General features: G+C 67.9%; 24 protein-coding genes. All 24 read left to right on the forward strand.

Features of this window, described 5'->3' with window-relative positions; all coding sequences use genetic code 11:
- Positions 1 to 11: 11 nt before the first annotated feature.
- The gene (locus ASF45_RS29650) at positions 12 to 857 is read left to right on the forward strand and encodes an ABC transporter ATP-binding protein (RefSeq protein ID WP_056672231.1); all 846 of its coding nucleotides are present in this window, start codon (positions 12 to 14) and stop codon (positions 855 to 857) included.
- A complete protein-coding gene (mlaE, locus tag ASF45_RS29655) occupies positions 854 to 1636 on the forward strand; it encodes a lipid asymmetry maintenance ABC transporter permease subunit MlaE (RefSeq protein ID WP_056672235.1) in 783 nt (260 codons plus the stop codon). Before ASF45_RS29650 ends, mlaE begins: the two co-directional genes overlap by 4 nt.
- Before the next feature lie 30 nt (positions 1637 to 1666).
- The gene (gene mlaD, locus ASF45_RS29660; protein WP_056672237.1) at positions 1667 to 2149 is read left to right on the forward strand and encodes an outer membrane lipid asymmetry maintenance protein MlaD; all 483 of its coding nucleotides are present in this window, start codon (positions 1667 to 1669) and stop codon (positions 2147 to 2149) included.
- Positions 2150 to 2160: 11 nt separating this feature from the next.
- Positions 2161 to 2898 (forward strand): VacJ family lipoprotein, encoded by a 738-nt coding sequence (locus ASF45_RS29665; protein WP_056672239.1) that lies wholly within the window; start codon positions 2161 to 2163, stop codon positions 2896 to 2898.
- A 117-nt stretch (positions 2899 to 3015) separates the two neighbouring features.
- Positions 3016 to 3657: a phospholipid-binding protein MlaC gene (locus ASF45_RS29670; protein ID WP_156473241.1), complete on the forward strand. Its 642-nt coding sequence runs from the start codon at positions 3016 to 3018 to the stop codon at positions 3655 to 3657.
- On the forward strand, positions 3657 to 3926 hold the full coding sequence (locus ASF45_RS29675) for a lipid asymmetry maintenance protein MlaB (RefSeq protein ID WP_056672243.1): 270 nt from the start codon (positions 3657 to 3659) through the stop codon (positions 3924 to 3926). Before ASF45_RS29670 ends, ASF45_RS29675 begins: the two co-directional genes overlap by 1 nt.
- Before the next feature lie 55 nt (positions 3927 to 3981).
- Entirely contained in the window at positions 3982 to 4917 is a 936-nt protein-coding gene (locus ASF45_RS29680; protein ID WP_056672245.1) for an ABC transporter ATP-binding protein, read from the forward strand.
- Positions 4917 to 5672 (forward strand): ABC transporter permease, encoded by a 756-nt coding sequence (locus tag ASF45_RS29685; protein WP_056672246.1) that lies wholly within the window; start codon positions 4917 to 4919, stop codon positions 5670 to 5672. Before ASF45_RS29680 ends, ASF45_RS29685 begins: the two co-directional genes overlap by 1 nt.
- Before the next feature lie 9 nt (positions 5673 to 5681).
- Positions 5682 to 5933 carry a BolA family protein gene (locus ASF45_RS29690; RefSeq protein WP_056672248.1) on the forward strand — a complete coding sequence of 84 codons (252 nt, stop codon included), beginning with the start codon at positions 5682 to 5684 and terminating at the stop codon, positions 5931 to 5933.
- A gap of 56 nt (positions 5934 to 5989) precedes the next feature.
- A complete protein-coding gene (gene murA / locus ASF45_RS29695; protein WP_056672251.1) occupies positions 5990 to 7270 on the forward strand; it encodes a UDP-N-acetylglucosamine 1-carboxyvinyltransferase in 1281 nt (426 codons plus the stop codon).
- The gene (gene hisG, locus ASF45_RS29700; protein WP_056672253.1) at positions 7267 to 7923 is read left to right on the forward strand and encodes an ATP phosphoribosyltransferase; all 657 of its coding nucleotides are present in this window, start codon (positions 7267 to 7269) and stop codon (positions 7921 to 7923) included. Before murA ends, hisG begins: the two co-directional genes overlap by 4 nt.
- Positions 7920 to 9239 carry a histidinol dehydrogenase gene (gene hisD, locus ASF45_RS29705; protein ID WP_056672255.1) on the forward strand — a complete coding sequence of 440 codons (1320 nt, stop codon included), beginning with the start codon at positions 7920 to 7922 and terminating at the stop codon, positions 9237 to 9239. The genes hisG and hisD overlap by 4 nt, the downstream gene beginning before the upstream one ends.
- Positions 9236 to 10324: a histidinol-phosphate transaminase gene (hisC, locus tag ASF45_RS29710; RefSeq protein WP_056672257.1), complete on the forward strand. Its 1089-nt coding sequence runs from the start codon at positions 9236 to 9238 to the stop codon at positions 10322 to 10324. The genes hisD and hisC overlap by 4 nt, the downstream gene beginning before the upstream one ends.
- A complete protein-coding gene (hisB, locus tag ASF45_RS29715) occupies positions 10321 to 10944 on the forward strand; it encodes an imidazoleglycerol-phosphate dehydratase HisB (RefSeq protein ID WP_056672259.1) in 624 nt (207 codons plus the stop codon). The genes hisC and hisB overlap by 4 nt, the downstream gene beginning before the upstream one ends.
- Positions 10944 to 11627, forward strand: a complete 684-nt coding sequence (gene hisH, locus ASF45_RS29720) for an imidazole glycerol phosphate synthase subunit HisH (RefSeq protein ID WP_056672262.1) — start codon at positions 10944 to 10946, stop codon at positions 11625 to 11627. The genes hisB and hisH overlap by 1 nt, the downstream gene beginning before the upstream one ends.
- A 38-nt stretch (positions 11628 to 11665) precedes the next feature.
- Positions 11666 to 12409 (forward strand): 1-(5-phosphoribosyl)-5-[(5-phosphoribosylamino)methylideneamino]imidazole-4-carboxamide isomerase, encoded by a 744-nt coding sequence (gene hisA / locus ASF45_RS29725; RefSeq protein WP_056672264.1) that lies wholly within the window; start codon positions 11666 to 11668, stop codon positions 12407 to 12409.
- Entirely contained in the window at positions 12402 to 13256 is an 855-nt protein-coding gene (locus ASF45_RS29730; RefSeq protein ID WP_056672266.1) for a D-hexose-6-phosphate mutarotase, read from the forward strand. Before hisA ends, ASF45_RS29730 begins: the two co-directional genes overlap by 8 nt.
- 30 nt (positions 13257 to 13286) lie before the next feature.
- The gene (gene hisF / locus ASF45_RS29735; RefSeq protein WP_056672270.1) at positions 13287 to 14066 is read left to right on the forward strand and encodes an imidazole glycerol phosphate synthase subunit HisF; all 780 of its coding nucleotides are present in this window, start codon (positions 13287 to 13289) and stop codon (positions 14064 to 14066) included.
- A 28-nt stretch (positions 14067 to 14094) separates the two neighbouring features.
- Positions 14095 to 14496: a phosphoribosyl-AMP cyclohydrolase gene (gene hisI / locus ASF45_RS29740; RefSeq protein WP_056672838.1), complete on the forward strand. Its 402-nt coding sequence runs from the start codon at positions 14095 to 14097 to the stop codon at positions 14494 to 14496.
- A 6-nt stretch (positions 14497 to 14502) separates the two neighbouring features.
- Entirely contained in the window at positions 14503 to 14892 is a 390-nt protein-coding gene (locus tag ASF45_RS29745) for a phosphoribosyl-ATP diphosphatase (RefSeq protein ID WP_056672272.1), read from the forward strand.
- On the forward strand, positions 14885 to 15283 hold the full coding sequence (locus tag ASF45_RS29750) for a hypothetical protein (RefSeq protein WP_056672840.1): 399 nt from the start codon (positions 14885 to 14887) through the stop codon (positions 15281 to 15283). The genes ASF45_RS29745 and ASF45_RS29750 overlap by 8 nt, the downstream gene beginning before the upstream one ends.
- Before the next feature lie 10 nt (positions 15284 to 15293).
- Positions 15294 to 15650, forward strand: a complete 357-nt coding sequence (locus ASF45_RS29755; protein ID WP_056672273.1) for a histidine triad nucleotide-binding protein — start codon at positions 15294 to 15296, stop codon at positions 15648 to 15650.
- Between the two features lie 76 nt (positions 15651 to 15726).
- Positions 15727 to 15972 (forward strand): Sec-independent protein translocase subunit TatA, encoded by a 246-nt coding sequence (gene tatA / locus ASF45_RS29760; RefSeq protein WP_056672276.1) that lies wholly within the window; start codon positions 15727 to 15729, stop codon positions 15970 to 15972.
- A 10-nt stretch (positions 15973 to 15982) separates the two neighbouring features.
- Positions 15983 to 16468, forward strand: a complete 486-nt coding sequence (tatB, locus tag ASF45_RS29765) for a Sec-independent protein translocase protein TatB (protein ID WP_056672278.1) — start codon at positions 15983 to 15985, stop codon at positions 16466 to 16468.
- Positions 16469 to 16523 lie beyond the last annotated feature (55 nt).

Raw genomic sequence — 16523 nt, forward strand, 5'->3', positions numbered from 1 at the left:
CCTTCTTGTTGATGGACGCCTCTCTGCCTTCTCCCGACCCCCTGGTTGAACTCAAGGACCTCTCCTTTTCGTACGGAGAGCGGCCGATTCTGGATGGCGTATCGCTGACCATCCCGCGTGGCAAGGTCACGGCATTGATGGGCGCTTCGGGCGGCGGCAAGACGACCGTGCTGCGCCTCATTGGCGGGCAGATCCGCGGGCAGAAGGGCCAGACGCTGTTCGACGGCCAGGACGTGGCGACCCTGGACCCCACCGGCCTGTACGCGATCCGTCGCCGCATGGGCATGCTGTTCCAGTTCGGGGCGCTGTTCACCGACCTGGACGTGTTCGAGAACGTGGCCTTTCCGCTGCGCGAGCACACCGACCTGTCCGACGCGCTGGTCCGCGACATCGTGCTCATGAAGCTCAATGCCGTGGGCCTGCGCGGCGCCCGCGACCTGATGCCCAGCGAGGTCTCGGGCGGCATGGCGCGCCGCGTGGCACTGGCGCGCGCCATTGTGCTCGACCCCGAACTCGTGATGTACGACGAGCCCTTCGCCGGCCTGGACCCGATTTCGCTGGGCACGGCTGCGCGCCTGATCCGCCAACTCAACGACGCCATGGGCCTGACCAGCATCGTCGTCTCGCACGATCTGGACGAGACCTTCGCGATCGCCGACCAGGTCATCGTGCTGGCCAACGGCAAGATCGCCGCGCAGGGCACGCCGGCCGAGGTGCGCGCCAGCACCGATCCGCTGGTGCACCAGTTCGTCAACGCCGAGGCCGAAGGCCCCGTGCATTTCCATTACCCCGGCCCCAGCATCGACCAGGACTTCGGTCCCACGCACGGGCCTTCCGTGGCGGTGCGCAAGAAATGAGCTGGTCCAAGCCCGCCGACATCGGCTTTGCCGCGCGCACCGCACTGGTCGACCTGGGCGAGGCGGCGCGCCTGTTCGTGCGCCTGCTCGGCCTGGGCGGCGCCAGCCTGCGCCGCTTCGGCCTGGTGCGCGACCAGATCCACTTCCTGGGCAACTACTCGCTGGCCATCATCATGGTCTCGGGCCTGTTCGTGGGCTTCGTGCTGAGCCTGCAGGGCTATTACACCTTGCAGCGCTACGGTTCTTCCGAGGCGCTGGGCCTGCTGGTGGCGCTGAGCCTGGTGCGCGAACTCGGGCCGGTCGTCACGGCGCTGCTGTTCGCAGGCCGCGCCGGCACCTCGCTGACGGCTGGCATCGGCCTCATGAAGGCCGGAGAGCAGCTCACCGCCATGGAGATGATGGCCGTGGACCCGGTCAGCCGCGTCCTGGCGCCGCGCTTCTGGGGCGGTGTCATCGCCATGCCCCTGCTGGCCGCGCTGTTCTCGGCCGTCGGCATCATCGGCGGCTGGCTGGTGGGCGTGGTCATGATCGGCGTGGACGCCGGCGCCTTCTGGAGCCAGATGCAGGGCGGCGTGGACTGGCTGGCGGATGTCGGCAACGGCGTGCTCAAGAGCATCGTGTTCGGTTTCACGGTCACCTTCGTCGCGCTGCTGCAGGGCTGGCGCGCCCAGCCCACGCCCGAGGGCGTGTCGCGTGCCACCACGCGCACCGTCGTCGTGTCCTCGCTGGCCGTGCTGGCGCTGGACTTCGTGCTGACGGCCGTGATGTTCAATATTTAAGGGCCCGCGAGCCGGGCAAGAGGGAAGGCGATGCAACGTTCCAAGACGGATGTGTGGGTGGGGTTGTTCGTGCTGCTGGGCGCGGCTGCCATCCTGTTTCTCGCGCTGCGCGCGGCCAACCTGACCAGCCTGAACCTGTCGTCCACCTACCAGATCGCCGCCAAGTTCGACAACATCGGAGGCCTCAAGCCCAAGGCGGCGGTCAAGAGCGCGGGCGTCGTCGTCGGCCGCGTGGAAGCCATCGAATTTGATGACAAGAGCTTCCAGGCCCGCGTGACGCTCGCGATGCAGACCCGCTACACTTTTCCCAAGGACAGTTCGCTCAAGATCCTGACCAGTGGCCTGCTCGGCGAGCAGTACATCGGCATCGAGGCTGGTGCCGACGACAAGAACCTCGCCGCAGGCGATACCGTGACCACCACGCAATCGGCTGTGGTGCTGGAGAATCTGATCGGCCAGTTCCTCTACAACAAGGCAGCAGACACGCCCGCGGCGCCTGCGCCAAAAAAATAAAGGTACCCGCCATGAAGTTCTCTTTCGTCCGAACCCGTGCTGCCATTGCCGGCGTGCTGATGCTGGCCTTGCTTGGCGGCTGCGCCACCGGCCCGAACGCCGACCCGCGCGATCCGCTGGAGCCGTTCAACCGCGGCGTTTACAGCTTCAACGAAGGCGTGGACCGGGCCGTGCTCAAGCCCGTGGCCCAGGTCTACAACGACACGCTGCCCAGCCCGGTGCGCACCGGCGTGCGCAACTTCTTCAACAACCTGGCCGACGCCTGGACCGCCGTGAACGCGCTGCTGCAATTGCGTGGCCAGGCGGCAGTCGAGAGCCTGTTCCGCTTCCAGGTCAACACCGTGTTCGGCCTGGGCGGCCTGATCGACATCGCCAGCGACGCCGACATCCCGCGTCACCGCGAGGACTTCGGCAAGACCCTGGGCCGCTGGGGCGTGCCGACCGGTCCCTACCTGGTGCTGCCGCTGCTGGGCCCGTCGACCATCCGCGACACCGCTGCGCTGCCGGTGGATACCTGGGGCAACCCGGTCTCACATCTGGACGACCATGGCGCGCGCTATGGCCTGTACGGCCTGCGCATCATCGACACGCGCGCGCAACTGCTGCGCACCAGCACCGTCCTGGACGAGGCGGCGCTCGACAAGTACAGCTTCACGCGCGACATCTACCTGCAACTGCGTGGTGCCACGGACTACGACGGCAGTGCCGTTGATCCGGATGCGCAGCCGGCCGCGGCACCGGCAAAGTAGGCGCCAGCACATTCTGTTGCACCCTGCCTGCCCTGCGCGGAACCAGAACGCGGCCAGCGGCTTCCAAAATCCCATGCATACACAGGGGCCGCGTGCCCCGTCGGAGAGAGCGAAATGATGAACCGCAGACAACTGGCCCGCTGGGCCGGTGTGGCCAGCCTGGTGCTGGCCCAGGGCGTATCCAGCCTGGCCCTGGCCGCCGACGAGGCCCCGGACGCCCTGATCACACGCCTGTCGACCGATGTGCTGGCTGCCATCAAGGCCGACAAATCGATCCAGGCCGGCGATGTCGGCAAGATCGTCGCGCTGGTCGACACCAAGATCATGCCGAACGTGAATTTCCATCGCATGACGGCTTCTGCCGTCGGCCCGGCCTGGCGCCAGGCCACCGACGCGCAGAAGCAGAAGCTGCAGGACGAGTTCAAGGTGCTGCTGGTGCGCACCTACTCCGGCGCGCTGGCCCAGGTCAGCGACCAGGAGATCTCCGTGCGCCCGCTGCGTGCGGCGGCCGAGGACAAGGAGGTCGTGGTGCGCTCCGAAGTGCGCGGCCGCGGCGATCCGGTGCAGCTGGACTACCGGCTCGAGAAAACGCCAGGCGAGGGCGCCGGCTGGAAGATCTACAACCTCAACGTGATGGGCATCTGGCTCGTCGAGACCTACCGCAGCCAGTTCTCGCAGGAGATCAACGCCAAGGGCCTCGATGGCCTGATTGCGGCGCTGGCCCAGCGCAACAAGTCCAACGACAAGAAGAGCGGCTGATGCTGGTGCTGCCGGCCGCGCTGACGCATGCTGAGGCCTCGGCCTCGTTGTACATGCTGCTGCAGGGGCTGGCCTCGCAGACCGGGCCGGTGCTGGTGGACGCCAGCGCGCTGCAGCGCTTCGACTCGTCGGCGTTGGCCGTGCTGCTGCAATGCCGGCGCGAGAGCATGAGCCAGGGCCGTGGCTTCACGGTGCGCGCGCTGCCTGAGCGGCTGCGTTCGCTCGCCAAGCTCTACGGCGTGGACCTGCTGCTGCCCGCCGCCGTCTGAGCCTGGCCCGCCGCCTGCAGCAAAAGCCGGCGGCCTTTAGAATGCCGGGTTGCCCATGCCCGCCATCTCGTTTCAGTCCGTCAGCAAGACCTACGCAGGTTCACGCAGCGGCGCCACCCCCTTCCGTGCACTCGACGATGTCAGCTTCGACATCGCCGAGGGCGAATTCTTCGGTCTGTTGGGCCCCAACGGCGCTGGCAAGACCTCGCTGATCAGCATCCTTGCCGGCCTCTCGCGCGCCAGCAGCGGCCGCGTGGCCGTGCACGGGCATGACGTGCAGGGCGATTTCGCGCAAGCCCGGCGCAAGCTCGGCGTCGTGCCGCAGGAGCTGGTGTTCGATCCCTTCTTCAACGTGCGCGAGGCGTTGCGCATCCAGTCCGGCTACTTCGGCGTGCGCAACAACGAGGCCTGGATCGACGAGTTGCTCGAAAGCCTGGGTCTCGCGGACAAGGCGAATTCCAACATGCGTCAGCTGTCCGGCGGCATGAAGCGGCGCGTGCTGGTGGCCCAGGCCCTGGTGCACCGCCCACCCGTGATCGTGCTGGACGAGCCCACCGCCGGTGTCGACGTGGAACTGCGCCAGACGCTGTGGCAGTTCATCGCCAAGCTCAACAAGCAGGGCCACACCGTGCTGCTGACCACCCACTACCTGGAGGAAGCCGAAGCCCTGTGCACGCGCATCGGCATGCTCAAGCAGGGCCGCATGGTGGCGCTGGCGGAGACGAGCGAGCTGCTCAAGTCCGCCTCCAGCAACGTGCTGCGCTTCAAGGTCGACCGCGAACTGCCGCCCGCATTGGCGCGCACCGCGCGCGTGACCGGCCGCATCGTGCAGCTGCCGGCCCAGGGCGCGCTCGAGATCGAGCAATACCTGGCGGCCGTGCGCCAGGCCGGCCTCACGGTGGAAGACGTGGAAATCCGCAAGGCCGACCTGGAGGACGTGTTCCTGCAGGTCATGGCCGCCGAGCGCAACCCCGACGCATTGGTGGCCTGATGAGCGGCTGGCAAACCCTGTTCTACAAGGAAGTGCTGCGCTTCTGGAAGGTCGGCTTCCAGACCGTGGCCGCGCCGGTGCTGACGGCCGTGCTCTACCTGCTGATCTTCGGCCACGTGCTGGAAGACAAGGTCAAGGTCTACGACACCATCGGCTACACCGCCTTCCTGGTGCCCGGACTCGTGATGATGAGCGTGCTGCAGAACGCGTTCGCCAACAGCTCGTCCTCGCTGATCCAGAGCAAGATCATGGGCAGCCTGGTGTTCGTGCTGCTGACGCCGCTGTCGCACTGGAGCTGGTTCGTCGCCTATGTGGGCTCGTCCGTGGTGCGCGGCGTGCTGGTGGGCCTGGGCGTGTTCCTGGTCACGGTGGGCTTCACGGGCGTGCACCTGGTCGCCCCGCTGTGGATCCTCGTGTTCGCGGTGCTGGGTGCGGCGCTGCTGGGCGCCCTGGGCGTGATCGCCGGCCTGTGGGCCGAGAAGTTCGACCAGATGGCGGCCTTCCAGAACTTCCTGATCATGCCCATGACCTTCCTGTCGGGCGTGTTCTATTCCATCCATTCGCTGCCCAGCTTCTGGCAGACCGTGAGCCACCTGAACCCGTTCTTCTACATGATCGACGGCTTCCGCTACGGCTTCTTCGGCCTCTCCGACATCTCGCCCTGGACCAGCCTGGCCATCGTGGGCACGGCGCTCGTCGTCGTGAGCGCGATCGCGGTGCACCTGCTGCGCATCGGCTACAAGATTCGAAACTAGAGTGCCACCATGACCGCCGACCAACTCCGCTCCCTGATCGCCGCCGGCCTGGCCTGCGAGCATCTGCATGTGCAGGGCGACGGCCGGCATTGGTACGCCACCATCGTCTCCACCGCGTTCGCGGGCAAGCGCCCCATCCAGCGGCACCAGATGGTCTATGCGACGCTGGGTGAGAAAATACGCAACGACGAAGTGCATGCGCTGTCGATGAAGACCCTGACACCCGACGAATGGGTGGCCCAGGGCCAACCGCAGCACTGAGCGTTTCCCTTCGCCCGCAGCCAGCTGCGCGGGCCTGATTTCCTGAACGGCTTCTGATGGACAAACTGTTGATTCGCGGCGGCCGCCGCCTGAGCGGCGAGGTGCGCATTTCCGGCGCCAAGAACGCGGCCCTGCCCGAGCTCTGCGCAGCCCTGCTGACCGAGGAGAAGGTCGAGCTGTCCAACGTCCCGCACCTGCAGGACGTGGCCACCATGCTCAAGCTGATCCGCAACATGGGCGTGGCGGTGGAGCAGCACGACGACGGCCGCGTGGCGATCAACGCGCGTGCGCTGTCCAAGCCCGAAGCCCCGTACGAGCTGGTCAAGACCATGCGTGCCTCGGTGCTCGCGCTGGGCCCGCTGCTGGCGCGCTTCGGCCATGCCACGGTGTCGTTGCCCGGTGGCTGCGCGATCGGCTCGCGCCCGGTGGACCAGCACATCAAGGGTCTGCAGGCCATGGGCGCGCAGATCGTGGTCGAGCACGGCTACATGCTCGCCAGGCTGCCCGAGGGCCGCACCCGGCTGCGCGGTGCCCACATCACGACCGACATGGTCACCGTGACCGGCACCGAGAACTTCCTGATGGCTGCTGCGCTGGCCGAGGGCGAGACCGTCCTGGAGAACGCGGCCCAGGAGCCCGAGATCCCCGACCTCGCGGAGATGCTGATCGCCATGGGCGCGCGCATCCACGGCCACGGCACGCGCCGCATCGTCATCGAGGGCGTGGAGCGCCTGCACGGCTGCACGCACGCCGTGGTGGCCGACCGCATCGAGGCCGGCACCTTCCTGTGTGCGGTGGCCGCCACGGGCGGCGATGTGCTGCTGCAGGGGGCGCGCGCCGACCACATGGACGCCGTGATCGAGAAGCTGCGCGACGCCGGTGCGCGCGTGCAGGCGGTGGAGGGTGGCGTGCGCGTGCAGGCCGATGCGCCGGCCTACGAGTTCCTGCGCGCGCAGAACTTCCGCACCACCGAGTACCCGGGCTTCCCGACCGACATGCAGGCCCAGTTCATGGCGCTCAACTGCATTTCGCAGGGCGCAAGCAAGGTCACGGAGACCATCTTCGAGAACCGCTTCATGCACGTGAACGAACTGGTGCGCCTGGGCGCGCGCATCCAGATCGACGGCAAGGTCGCGCTGATCGAGGGCGCGCCGCGGCTGTCGGGCGCCACCGTCATGGCGACCGACCTGCGCGCCTCGGCCAGCCTGGTCATCGCCGGCCTCGTGGCGGACGGCGAGACCCTGGTCGACCGCGTCTACCACCTGGACCGCGGCTACGACCGCATGGAAAGCAAGCTGCGCGGCATCGGCGCGGACATCGAACGGGTGAAAGCATGATCACGCTGGCTCTGTCCAAGGGACGCATCTTCGACGAGACGCTGCCGCTGCTGCGCGCCGCTGGCATCGAGGTGCTGGAAGACCCCGAAACCTCGCGCAAGCTGATCCTGGCGACCAACCAGCCGGAGCTGCGCGTGGTGCTGGTGCGCGCCACCGACGTGCCGACCTATGTCGAGTACGGCGGCGCCGACCTCGGCATCACGGGACGCGACACGCTGATCGAGCACGGCGGCCATGGGCTGTACCAGCCGCTGGACCTGGACATCGCGCGCTGCCGCATCAGCGTGGCCGTGCGCAAGGACTTCGACTACGCCTCGGCCGTGCGCCAGGGCTCGCGCCTGCGCGTGGCCACCAAGTACGTGGGCATCGCGCGCGACTTCTTTGCCACCAAGGGTGTGCACGTGGACCTGATCAAGCTCTACGGCAGCATGGAACTGGCGCCGCTGACGGGCCTGGCCGACGCCATCGTCGACCTGGTCTCCACCGGCAACACGCTGCGCGCCAACGGCCTCGTCGAGGTCGAGCGCATCATGGACATCAGCTCGCGCCTGGTCGTGAACCAGGCTGCGCTCAAGCGCAAGCAGGTGGCGCTGCGCCAGGTCATCGACGGCTTCGCCGCGGCGCTGCGCCAGCCGGCCGGGAGCGCGGTATGACGCTTGCCGCCCGCCCGCTGCGCCTGGCCACGGCCCAGGCCGATTTCGAGGCGCAGTTCAAGGCCCGGCTGCACTGGTCGGCCGACACCGACGCCGCCATCGAGCAGCGCGTGGCCGAGATCCTGGCCGACGTGCAGCAGCGTGGCGATGCCGCGGTGCTCGAGTACACGCGCCGCTTCGACGGCCTGGACGCGCCCGACCTGCAGACGCTGACGCTGCAGCCCGAAGAGTTGAAGGCGGCCTTCGACGGCCTGCCGCCCGCCCAGCGCGAGGCCTTGCAGGCCGCTGCGCAGCGCGTGCGCAGCTACCACGAGGCCCAGAAGAAGGCCAGCGGTGAAAGCTGGAGCTACCGTGACGCCGACGGCACGCTGCTGGGCCAGAAGGTCACGCCGCTGGACCGCGTAGGCATCTACGTGCCGGGTGGCAAGGCGGCCTATCCGTCCAGCGTGCTCATGAACGCGATTCCGGCCCATGTGGCCGGTGTCGGCGAAATCATCATGGTCGTGCCGACGCCGCGCGGTGAGAAGAACCCGCTGGTGCTCGCTGCCGCCCATGTCGCCGGCGTCACGCGCGCCTTCACGATCGGTGGTGCCCAGGCCGTGGCCGCACTGGCCTACGGCACGGCCACCGTGCCGGCCGTGGACAAGATCACCGGCCCCGGCAATGCCTATGTGGCCGCCGCCAAGCGCCGCGTGTTCGGCACGGTGGGCATCGACATGATCGCCGGCCCCAGCGAGATCCTGGTGCTGGCCGACGGCAGCACGCCGGCCGACTGGGTGGCCATGGACCTGTTCAGCCAGGCCGAGCACGACGAGCTGGCGCAAAGCATCCTGCTGTGCCCCGACGCGGCCTACATCGATGCCGTGCAGGAGGCCATCGACCGCCTGCTGCCCACCATGCCGCGTGCCGACATCATCGCCGCCAGCCTGAACGGCCGTGGCGCGCTGATCCACACGCTTGACATGCAAGAGGCCTGCGCCATCAGCAACCGCATCGCGCCCGAGCACCTGGAAGTCAGCAGCGCCGAGCCGCACCGCTGGGAGCCGCTGCTCAAGCACGCCGGCGCCATTTTCCTGGGCGCCTACACCAGCGAGAGCCTGGGCGACTACTGTGCCGGCCCCAACCATGTGCTGCCGACCTCGGGCACGGCGCGTTTTTCCAGCCCGCTGGGCGTCTACGACTTCCAGAAGCGCAGCAGCCTGATCGAGGTCAGCGCGGCTGGCGCCCAGGTGCTGGGTCCCATCGCTTCCGTGCTGGCCCATGGCGAGGGCCTGCAGGCCCACGCCCGTGCGGCCGAACTGCGCCTGAACCCATGACCTCCGCACTTGCCCCCCGTCTCGCCCAGCTCATCCGCCAGGACGTGCAGTCCATGCACGCCTACGCCGTGCAGGACGCTGCCGGCCTGCTCAAGATGGACGCGATGGAGAACCCGTACCGGCTGCCCGGCGCGCTGCAGGCGCAGCTGGGCCAGCGCCTGGGCGCGGTCGAACTCAACCGCTACCCCGGCAGCCGGCTCGACGACCTGCGCCAGGCTCTGGCACGCCATGCGCAAATGCCCGAAGGCTTCGGCCTCATGCTGGGCAACGGCTCGGACGAACTGATCTCGCTGCTGGCCATGGCCTGCGACCGGCCCGGTGCCACCATCCTCGCGCCCGTGCCCGGCTTCGTGATGTACGCGATGAGCGCGCAGCTGCAGGGCCTGAACTTCGTTGGCGTGCCGCTCACGGCCGACTTCGAACTCGACGAGGCCGCCATGCTGGCCGCCATCGAGCAGCACCGGCCTGCCATCGTCTTCCTGGCCTACCCGAACAATCCCACGGCCAACCTGTGGGACGACGCGGCCATCGAGCGCATCGTCGCCGCCGCGCCCGGCCTCGTGGTCATGGACGAGGCTTACCAGCCCTTCGCCAGCCGCTCCTACATCGACCGCGTGGCGCGCCACGACCACGTGCTGCTCATGCGCACGCTGAGCAAGTTCGGCCTGGCCGGCGTGCGCCTGGGCTACATGATGGGGCCGGCCGCGCTGATCGCTGAGATCGACAAGGTGCGCCCGCCCTACAACATCAGCGTGCTCAACGCCGAGTGCGCACTGTTCGCGCTGGAGCACGCCGAGGTGTTCGACGCCCAGGCCGCCGATCTGCGCAAGCAGCGCGATGCCTTGCTGCCCGCGTTGCGTGCGCTGGGCCTGAAAGTCTGGAAGAGCGACGCCAACATGGTGCTCGTGCGCGTGCCGGGCGGGGATGGTTCTGCGCAGGCCGTGTTCGAGGGCATGAAGGCCCGCGGCGTGCTCGTGAAGAACGTTTCTAAAATGCATCCCTTGCTGGCCAACTGCCTGCGCCTGACGGTCGGCAGCGCCGACGACAACGCCCAGATGCTGCGGGCCCTGCAGCAGTCCCTATGAGCAGCCTAGTTCCCACCCCCACTGCGCCCTTCGCACGCACGGCCGAGGTCAGCCGCAACACCGCCGAGACCAAGATCACGGTGCGCGTGAACCTGGACGGCACCGGCCAAGCCAAGCTGGCGACCGGCATCGGCTTCTTCGACCACATGCTGGACCAGATCGCGCGGCATGGCCTGATCGATCTGGACATCGCGGTGGATGGCGACCTGCACATCGACGGCCACCACACCGTGGAAGACGTGGGCATCACGCTGGGCCAGGCCGTGGCCAAGGCCATCGGCGACAAGAAGGGCATCCGCCGCTACGGCCATGCCTATGTGCCGCTGGACGAGGCGCTGAGCCGGGTCGTCATCGATTTCTCGGGCCGCCCCGGCCTGGTGCTCAACGTCCCGTTCACGAGCGGCATGATCGGCGCGTTCGACACCCAGCTCACGCACGAGTTTTTCCAGGGCTTCGTGAACCACGCCTTCGTGACGCTGCACATCGACAACCTGCGCGGTGTGAACGCCCACCACCAGTGCGAGACCGTGTTCAAGGCCTTCGCGCGCGCGCTGCGCGGCGCGCTGGAGTTCGACCCGCGCGCGTTGGGCACCATTCCTTCCACCAAGGGTTCGCTGTAATGGCAGGCAACACCGTGGCCGTGGTCGACTACGGCATGGGCAACCTGCGCTCGGTGTCGCAGGCCGTGCAGGCTGCCGCAGCCGGTGAGGGTGTGGACGTGATCGTGACCAGCGATCCGGCACAAGTCCGCGCCGCCACACGCGTGGTGCTGCCTGGCCAGGGCGCCATGCCCGACTGCATGCGCGAGCTGCGCGATTCCGGGCTGCTGGAGTCGGTGCTCGAGGCTGCGGCCAGCAAGCCGCTGTTCGGCGTCTGCGTGGGCATGCAGATGCTGCTGGACCGCAGCGCCGAGACGCGGTCTGGCGACACGAGCGGCGCCACGCCCGGCCTGGGCCTGATCGGGGGCGAGGTGCTGCGCTTCGAGCTGCAGGGCCGCACTCAGCCCGACGGCAGCCGCTACAAGGTGCCGCAGATGGGCTGGAATCGCGTGGCGCAGCAGCGGCCCGGTGGGCGCCGCCACCCGGTCTGGGGCGAGGTGCCGGACCAGAGCTGGTTCTACTTCGTGCACAGTTTTTACGCACGGCCGTCGGATCAGAACCACAGTGCGGGCTTGACGGAGTACGGAGAAACCTTTACCTGCGCCATCGCCCGCGATAATATTTTTGCGACCCAGTTCCACCCGGAGAAGAGTGCAGCGCATGGTCTGGCGCTGTACCGCAACTTCCTCCACTGGAATCCCTGACTCTTTCCTTCCCACCGCTCCAGGCTGCACTCAGCACCATGCTCCTCATTCCTGCAATCGATCTGAAAGACGGTCAATGCGTGCGCCTCAAGCAAGGCGACATGGAACAGTCCACCACCTTCAGCGACGACCCGGCCGAAATGGCGCGCAAGTGGGTCGACCAGGGCGCGCGCCGCCTGCATCTGGTCGACCTGAACGGCGCCTTTGCCGGCAAGCCCAAGAACGAGATGGCCATCCGGCGCATCCTGAAGGAGGTGGGCAGCGTGGTCGATGTGCAACTGGGCGGCGGCATCCGCGATCTGGACACCATCGAGCGCTACCTGGATGCGGGCCTGCGTTACGTGATCATCGGCACCGCCGCGGTCAAGAACCCGGGCTTCCTGCACGATGCCTGCACGGCCTTCGGCGGCCACATCATCGTGGGCCTGGATGCCAAGGATGGCAAGGTCGCCACCGACGGCTGGAGCAAGCTCACGGGCCACGAGGTCGTCGACCTGGCCAAGCGCTTCGAGGACTACGGTGTCGAGTCCTTCATCTACACCGATATCGGCCGCGACGGCATGCTCACGGGCATCAACATCGACGCCACCGTCAAGCTGGCCCAGGCCCTGACCACACCGGTCATCGCCTCGGGCGGCCTGTCCAACATCGGCGACATCGAGAAGCTCTGCGAGGTCGAGAGCGAAGGCGTCGAGGGCGTGATCTGCGGCCGCGCCATCTACACCGGCGACCTGGACTTCGCCAGCGCGCAGGAGCGCGCCGACAACTACAACAATGGTTGAGCTGGCGGCCGCGGCCGAATCCTTCCGCGGCCAGCCCTGCCTGCGCCTGACCTGGGGCCACGACGACAGCCTGCTCGTGGCCCTGCATGGCGCCCATGTGCTGTCCTGGACCGGTGCCGGGCGTGAACGCCTGTACCTGAGTCCCGAGGCGGTGTTCGACGGTCAGGCCGCCATCCGCGGTGGTGTGCCGGTCTGCCTGCCGCAGTTCAATGCGCGCGGCCCGCTGGCCAAGCACGGGTTTGCGCGCAACCTGCCCTGGCATTGCGGCGGAGCGCGCGTGGATGCGGCGTCGGGCGATGTCTTGCTGACGCTGGTCCTCGACAGCGATGCGGCCACGCGCGCCACGTGGCCGGCGGACTTCCGCTTCGCATTGACGCTGCGCCTTGGCGCAGGCCGGCTGGAGATGCTGCTGGAACTGGAAAACACCGGCGCCGCGCCCTGGACCTTCACGGGCGCACTGCACACCTACCTGCAGGTGCAGGACATCGCCAGCGTGCGGCTGCAGGGCCTGGACGGCCAGCCCTGCTGGGACGCTCTGGCCGACACCCGCGCCATGCACGCGGGCGAGCTGCGTTTCGACGGCGAGTTCGACCGCGTGTTCCGTGCCGCTCCCGCGCCACTGCGCCTGCTCGATGGCGACATCCGGCTGGAGATCGCCCAGAGCGCAAGCTTCGAAGACACCGTGGTCTGGAACCCCGGTGCCGCCAAGTCCGCCACCATGGCCGACATGGCGCCCGACAGCTATGCGCAGATGCTGTGCGTGGAGGCCGCCCAGGTCGAGCGCGCGCTGAGCCTTGCGCCCGGCGCGCAGTGGACGGGCTGGCAGCGGTTGACCGTCGTCGCCTGATTTCCCCCTTTTTCTCCGAGCAGAACGCCCATGCTGGCCAAACGCATCATTCCCTGCCTGGACGTGACCGGTGGCCGTGTCGTCAAGGGTGTCAACTTCGTCGAGCTGCGCGATGCGGGCGACCCCGTGGAGATCGCGGCGCGCTACAACGAGCAGGGCGCCGACGAACTCACCTTCCTGGACATCACCGCCACTAGCGACGGCCGCGACCTGATCCTGCCCATCATCGAGGCCGTGGCCTCGCAGGTCTTCATTCCGCTGACCGTGGGCGGCGGCGTGCGCACCGTCGAGGATGTGCGCCGGTTGCTCAATTCGGGCGCCGACAAGACCAGCTTCAACTCGGCCGCGCTGGCCAACCCGGACGTGATCAACCAAGCCTCGGACAAGTACGGCGCGCAGTGCATCGTGGTGGCCATCGACGCCAAGCGCCGCAGCCCGGAAGATGCCGCGCAGCGCGGCGCCGGGTGGGATGTGTACAGCCATGGCGGGCGCAAGAACACCGGCCTGGACGCCGTGCAGTGGGCCGCCGAGATGGCGCGGCGCGGCGCGGGCGAGATCCTCCTGACCAGCATGGACCGCGACGGCACCAAGTCGGGCTTCGACCTGGCGCTCACGCGTGCCGTGAGCGACGCCGTGGGCGTGCCCGTCATCGCCTCGGGCGGTGTCGGCAGCCTGGACCATCTGGCCGACGGCGTGCAGACCGGTGGCGCCGACGCGGTGCTGGCCGCCAGCATCTTCCACTACGGCGAGTTCACGGTGGGCCAGGCGAAAGCCCACATGGCGGCGCGCGGCATTCCCGTACGGATCTGACGCCATCATGATCGCCGAGAATCCCGCGATGGACTGGTTGGACGACGTGAAGTGGGATGCGCAGGGCCTGGTGCCCGCGATCGCCCAGGAAGCCGCGAGCGGCGATGTGCTGATGTTCGCGTGGATGAACCGCGAGGCGCTGCAAAAGACCTTCGAGCTGCAGCGCGCCGTGTACTTCAGCCGTTCGCGCGGCAAGCTCTGGTTCAAGGGCGAGGAGTCTGGCCATGTGCAGACGGTGCACGAGATCCGGCTCGACTGCGACGCCGACGTGGTGCTGCTCAAGGTCACGCAACTGGGCCACGAGCCCGGCATCGCCTGCCACACGGGCCGGCACAGCTGTTTCTTCAGCAAGCTCGAGGCCGAGGGCGGCGGTGCGCGCTGGCAGGCCGTCGATCCGGTCTTGAAAGACCCTGAATCCATCTACAAATAAGCGGCCATGACCTTGTCCCAGGATGCATTGGGCCGCCTCGCGGCCGTGATCGAGAGCCGCAAGCCCGCGGCCGGCGGTGACCCCGAGGCCAGCTACGTGGCCCGGCTGCTGCACAAGGGGCCGGACGCCTTCCTCAAGAAGATCGGCGAGGAGGCGACCGAGGTCGTCATGGCCGCCAAGGACATCGACGCCGGCCGCGGCGACGCCGCGCACCTCAAGGGCAAGTTCGTGGCCGAGGTGGCCGACCTGTGGTTCCACTCGCTGGTGGCGCTGGCGCACTACGGTGCCGGGCCCGAGGATGTGATCGCCGAGTTGCTGCGCCGCGAAGGCACCAGCGGCATCGAGGAAAAGGCCTTGCGCAAGGCTGTTGCACGCGAAGGAGACGGCCGTGGCTGATGACATCGTCGACGTTCAGGTCAAGGACAGTGAGCAGGCCCAGCAACTCAAGACCGTGGGCTGGATCAGCTACCTGCTGCACCTCGTGGTGGCGGTGGCGGCGGTGGTGCCCTCGGCCCAGCCCAGCATCGGCCTGCTGCTGATCGCGCTGGTGATCGACCTCGTCAAGCGCTCGGACGCCGAAGGCACCTGGCAGGCCAGCCACTTCTCCTGGCGCATCCGCTCGGTGCTGTGGGCCGGCGTGCTGTACCTGGTCACGCTGCCGCTGTTCTTTCTGCTGTACCTGCCCGGCGCCATCGCCTGGCTGGTGATCTCCATCTGGTTCCTGTACCGCATCGTGCGGGGCATGGTGGACATGAACGCCAGCCGCCCGGTCGGCCTGTCCCGTTGAGCGAGTCCGCATGCACGATCCCGATTGCCTGTTCTGCAAGATCGCCCAAGGGCAGATCCCCTCCCGCAAGGTGCACGAGGACGACGAGTTCTTCGCCTTCCACGACATCCGCCCGGCCGCGCCCATCCACTTCCTGATTGTCCCCAAGCACCATGTGGCCTCCATGGCCCAGGTGACGGACCAGCACGCGCCCATGCTGGGCCGCATGCTCACGCTGGCACCGCGGCTGGCGCTGCAGGAAGGCTGCAACCCGTATCCCGATGGCGGCTTCCGGCTGGTGGTGAACACTGGCTCCGAAGGCGGCCAGGAGGTGCACCACCTGCATCTGCATGTCCTGGGCGGCCCGCGCCCTTGGGCGCGCGGCTGATCCGTCTTATTTGCCCGCCGCGGGAATGGTTCATCCCGCGCACTAAAATTCAACGCAATTCGTTAGGAGTACTTCCATGGGTTCTTTTTCCATCTGGCACTGGCTGATCGTGCTGCTGATCGTGGTGATGGTGTTTGGCACCAAGAAGCTCAAGAACATGGGCAGCGACCTGGGGGGCGCCGTCAAGGGCTTCAAGGACGGCATGAAGGACGGCAGCGCCCCGGAAGACAAGGCCGCGACCGGCCCGAACGCGCAGGTGGGCACCACGGCGGCCAACGCCGAGAAGTCCACCATCGACGTCGAAGCCAAGACCAAGTCCTGATCGTCCGCCCGTGATCGATCTCGGCATCTCGAAGATGGCGCTGATCGGCGCGGTGGCGCTGATCGTCATCGGGCCGGAGAAGCTGCCGCGCGTGGCCCGCACGGTGGGTGCCTTGCTGGGCAAGGCGCAGCGTTACGTGGCCGACGTCAAGGCCGAGGTCAACCGCTCCATGGAGCTGGACGAACTCAAGAAGATGAAGGACACGGTGGAAGGTGCCGCACGCGACGTGCAGACCTCCATGCAGACCACCGCCAGCGACTTCGAGAAGGACTGGGCTGCCACCACGGCCGGCCTGGACGGCAGCACGACGGCCTCTTCCGACGGCACGACGGCCGAGAGCTTCGTGCAGTACCCTGAGTACAAGCACCCCAAGAAGCACTGGCGTGTGAAGCAGGGCGCCATGCCGCAGTGGTACAAGGCGCGCACCGGCGTGCGGACCAAGGCCTTGTCCGGCGCAGCGCGGGTGGCCCGCTACCGGCCCCAGAAACTCAATTGACCACGGTTTGCACCGTGTCCGGCCGGCGCAGCAGCCCGCCGTCCATCCGCTTGCA

It is taken from the genome of Pseudorhodoferax sp. Leaf265 (genome assembly GCF_001422365.1).
GTDB lineage: Bacteria > Pseudomonadota > Gammaproteobacteria > Burkholderiales > Burkholderiaceae_C > Pseudorhodoferax.

What these genes read in the sequence shown, in the direction of transcription:
- ASF45_RS29650 (WP_056672231.1), top strand. Translation starts at nt 12, where the DNA reads ATGGACGCCTCTCTGCCTTCTCCCGACCCCCTGGTTGAACTCAAGGAC.
- mlaE (WP_056672235.1), top strand. Translation starts at nt 854, where the DNA reads ATGAGCTGGTCCAAGCCCGCCGACATCGGCTTTGCCGCGCGCACCGCA.
- mlaD (WP_056672237.1), top strand. Translation starts at nt 1,667, where the DNA reads ATGCAACGTTCCAAGACGGATGTGTGGGTGGGGTTGTTCGTGCTGCTG.
- ASF45_RS29665 (WP_056672239.1), top strand. Translation starts at nt 2,161, where the DNA reads ATGAAGTTCTCTTTCGTCCGAACCCGTGCTGCCATTGCCGGCGTGCTG.
- ASF45_RS29670 (WP_156473241.1), top strand. Translation starts at nt 3,016, where the DNA reads ATGAACCGCAGACAACTGGCCCGCTGGGCCGGTGTGGCCAGCCTGGTG.
- ASF45_RS29675 (WP_056672243.1), top strand. Translation starts at nt 3,657, where the DNA reads ATGCTGGTGCTGCCGGCCGCGCTGACGCATGCTGAGGCCTCGGCCTCG.
- ASF45_RS29680 (WP_056672245.1), top strand. Translation starts at nt 3,982, where the DNA reads ATGCCCGCCATCTCGTTTCAGTCCGTCAGCAAGACCTACGCAGGTTCA.
- ASF45_RS29685 (WP_056672246.1), top strand. Translation starts at nt 4,917, where the DNA reads ATGAGCGGCTGGCAAACCCTGTTCTACAAGGAAGTGCTGCGCTTCTGG.
- ASF45_RS29690 (WP_056672248.1), top strand. Translation starts at nt 5,682, where the DNA reads ATGACCGCCGACCAACTCCGCTCCCTGATCGCCGCCGGCCTGGCCTGC.
- murA (WP_056672251.1), top strand. Translation starts at nt 5,990, where the DNA reads ATGGACAAACTGTTGATTCGCGGCGGCCGCCGCCTGAGCGGCGAGGTG.
- hisG (WP_056672253.1), top strand. Translation starts at nt 7,267, where the DNA reads ATGATCACGCTGGCTCTGTCCAAGGGACGCATCTTCGACGAGACGCTG.
- hisD (WP_056672255.1), top strand. Translation starts at nt 7,920, where the DNA reads ATGACGCTTGCCGCCCGCCCGCTGCGCCTGGCCACGGCCCAGGCCGAT.
- hisC (WP_056672257.1), top strand. Translation starts at nt 9,236, where the DNA reads ATGACCTCCGCACTTGCCCCCCGTCTCGCCCAGCTCATCCGCCAGGAC.
- hisB (WP_056672259.1), top strand. Translation starts at nt 10,321, where the DNA reads ATGAGCAGCCTAGTTCCCACCCCCACTGCGCCCTTCGCACGCACGGCC.
- hisH (WP_056672262.1), top strand. Translation starts at nt 10,944, where the DNA reads ATGGCAGGCAACACCGTGGCCGTGGTCGACTACGGCATGGGCAACCTG.
- hisA (WP_056672264.1), top strand. Translation starts at nt 11,666, where the DNA reads ATGCTCCTCATTCCTGCAATCGATCTGAAAGACGGTCAATGCGTGCGC.
- ASF45_RS29730 (WP_056672266.1), top strand. Translation starts at nt 12,402, where the DNA reads ATGGTTGAGCTGGCGGCCGCGGCCGAATCCTTCCGCGGCCAGCCCTGC.
- hisF (WP_056672270.1), top strand. Translation starts at nt 13,287, where the DNA reads ATGCTGGCCAAACGCATCATTCCCTGCCTGGACGTGACCGGTGGCCGT.
- hisI (WP_056672838.1), top strand. Translation starts at nt 14,095, where the DNA reads ATGGACTGGTTGGACGACGTGAAGTGGGATGCGCAGGGCCTGGTGCCC.
- ASF45_RS29745 (WP_056672272.1), top strand. Translation starts at nt 14,503, where the DNA reads ATGACCTTGTCCCAGGATGCATTGGGCCGCCTCGCGGCCGTGATCGAG.
- ASF45_RS29755 (WP_056672273.1), top strand. Translation starts at nt 15,294, where the DNA reads ATGCACGATCCCGATTGCCTGTTCTGCAAGATCGCCCAAGGGCAGATC.
- tatA (WP_056672276.1), top strand. Translation starts at nt 15,727, where the DNA reads ATGGGTTCTTTTTCCATCTGGCACTGGCTGATCGTGCTGCTGATCGTG.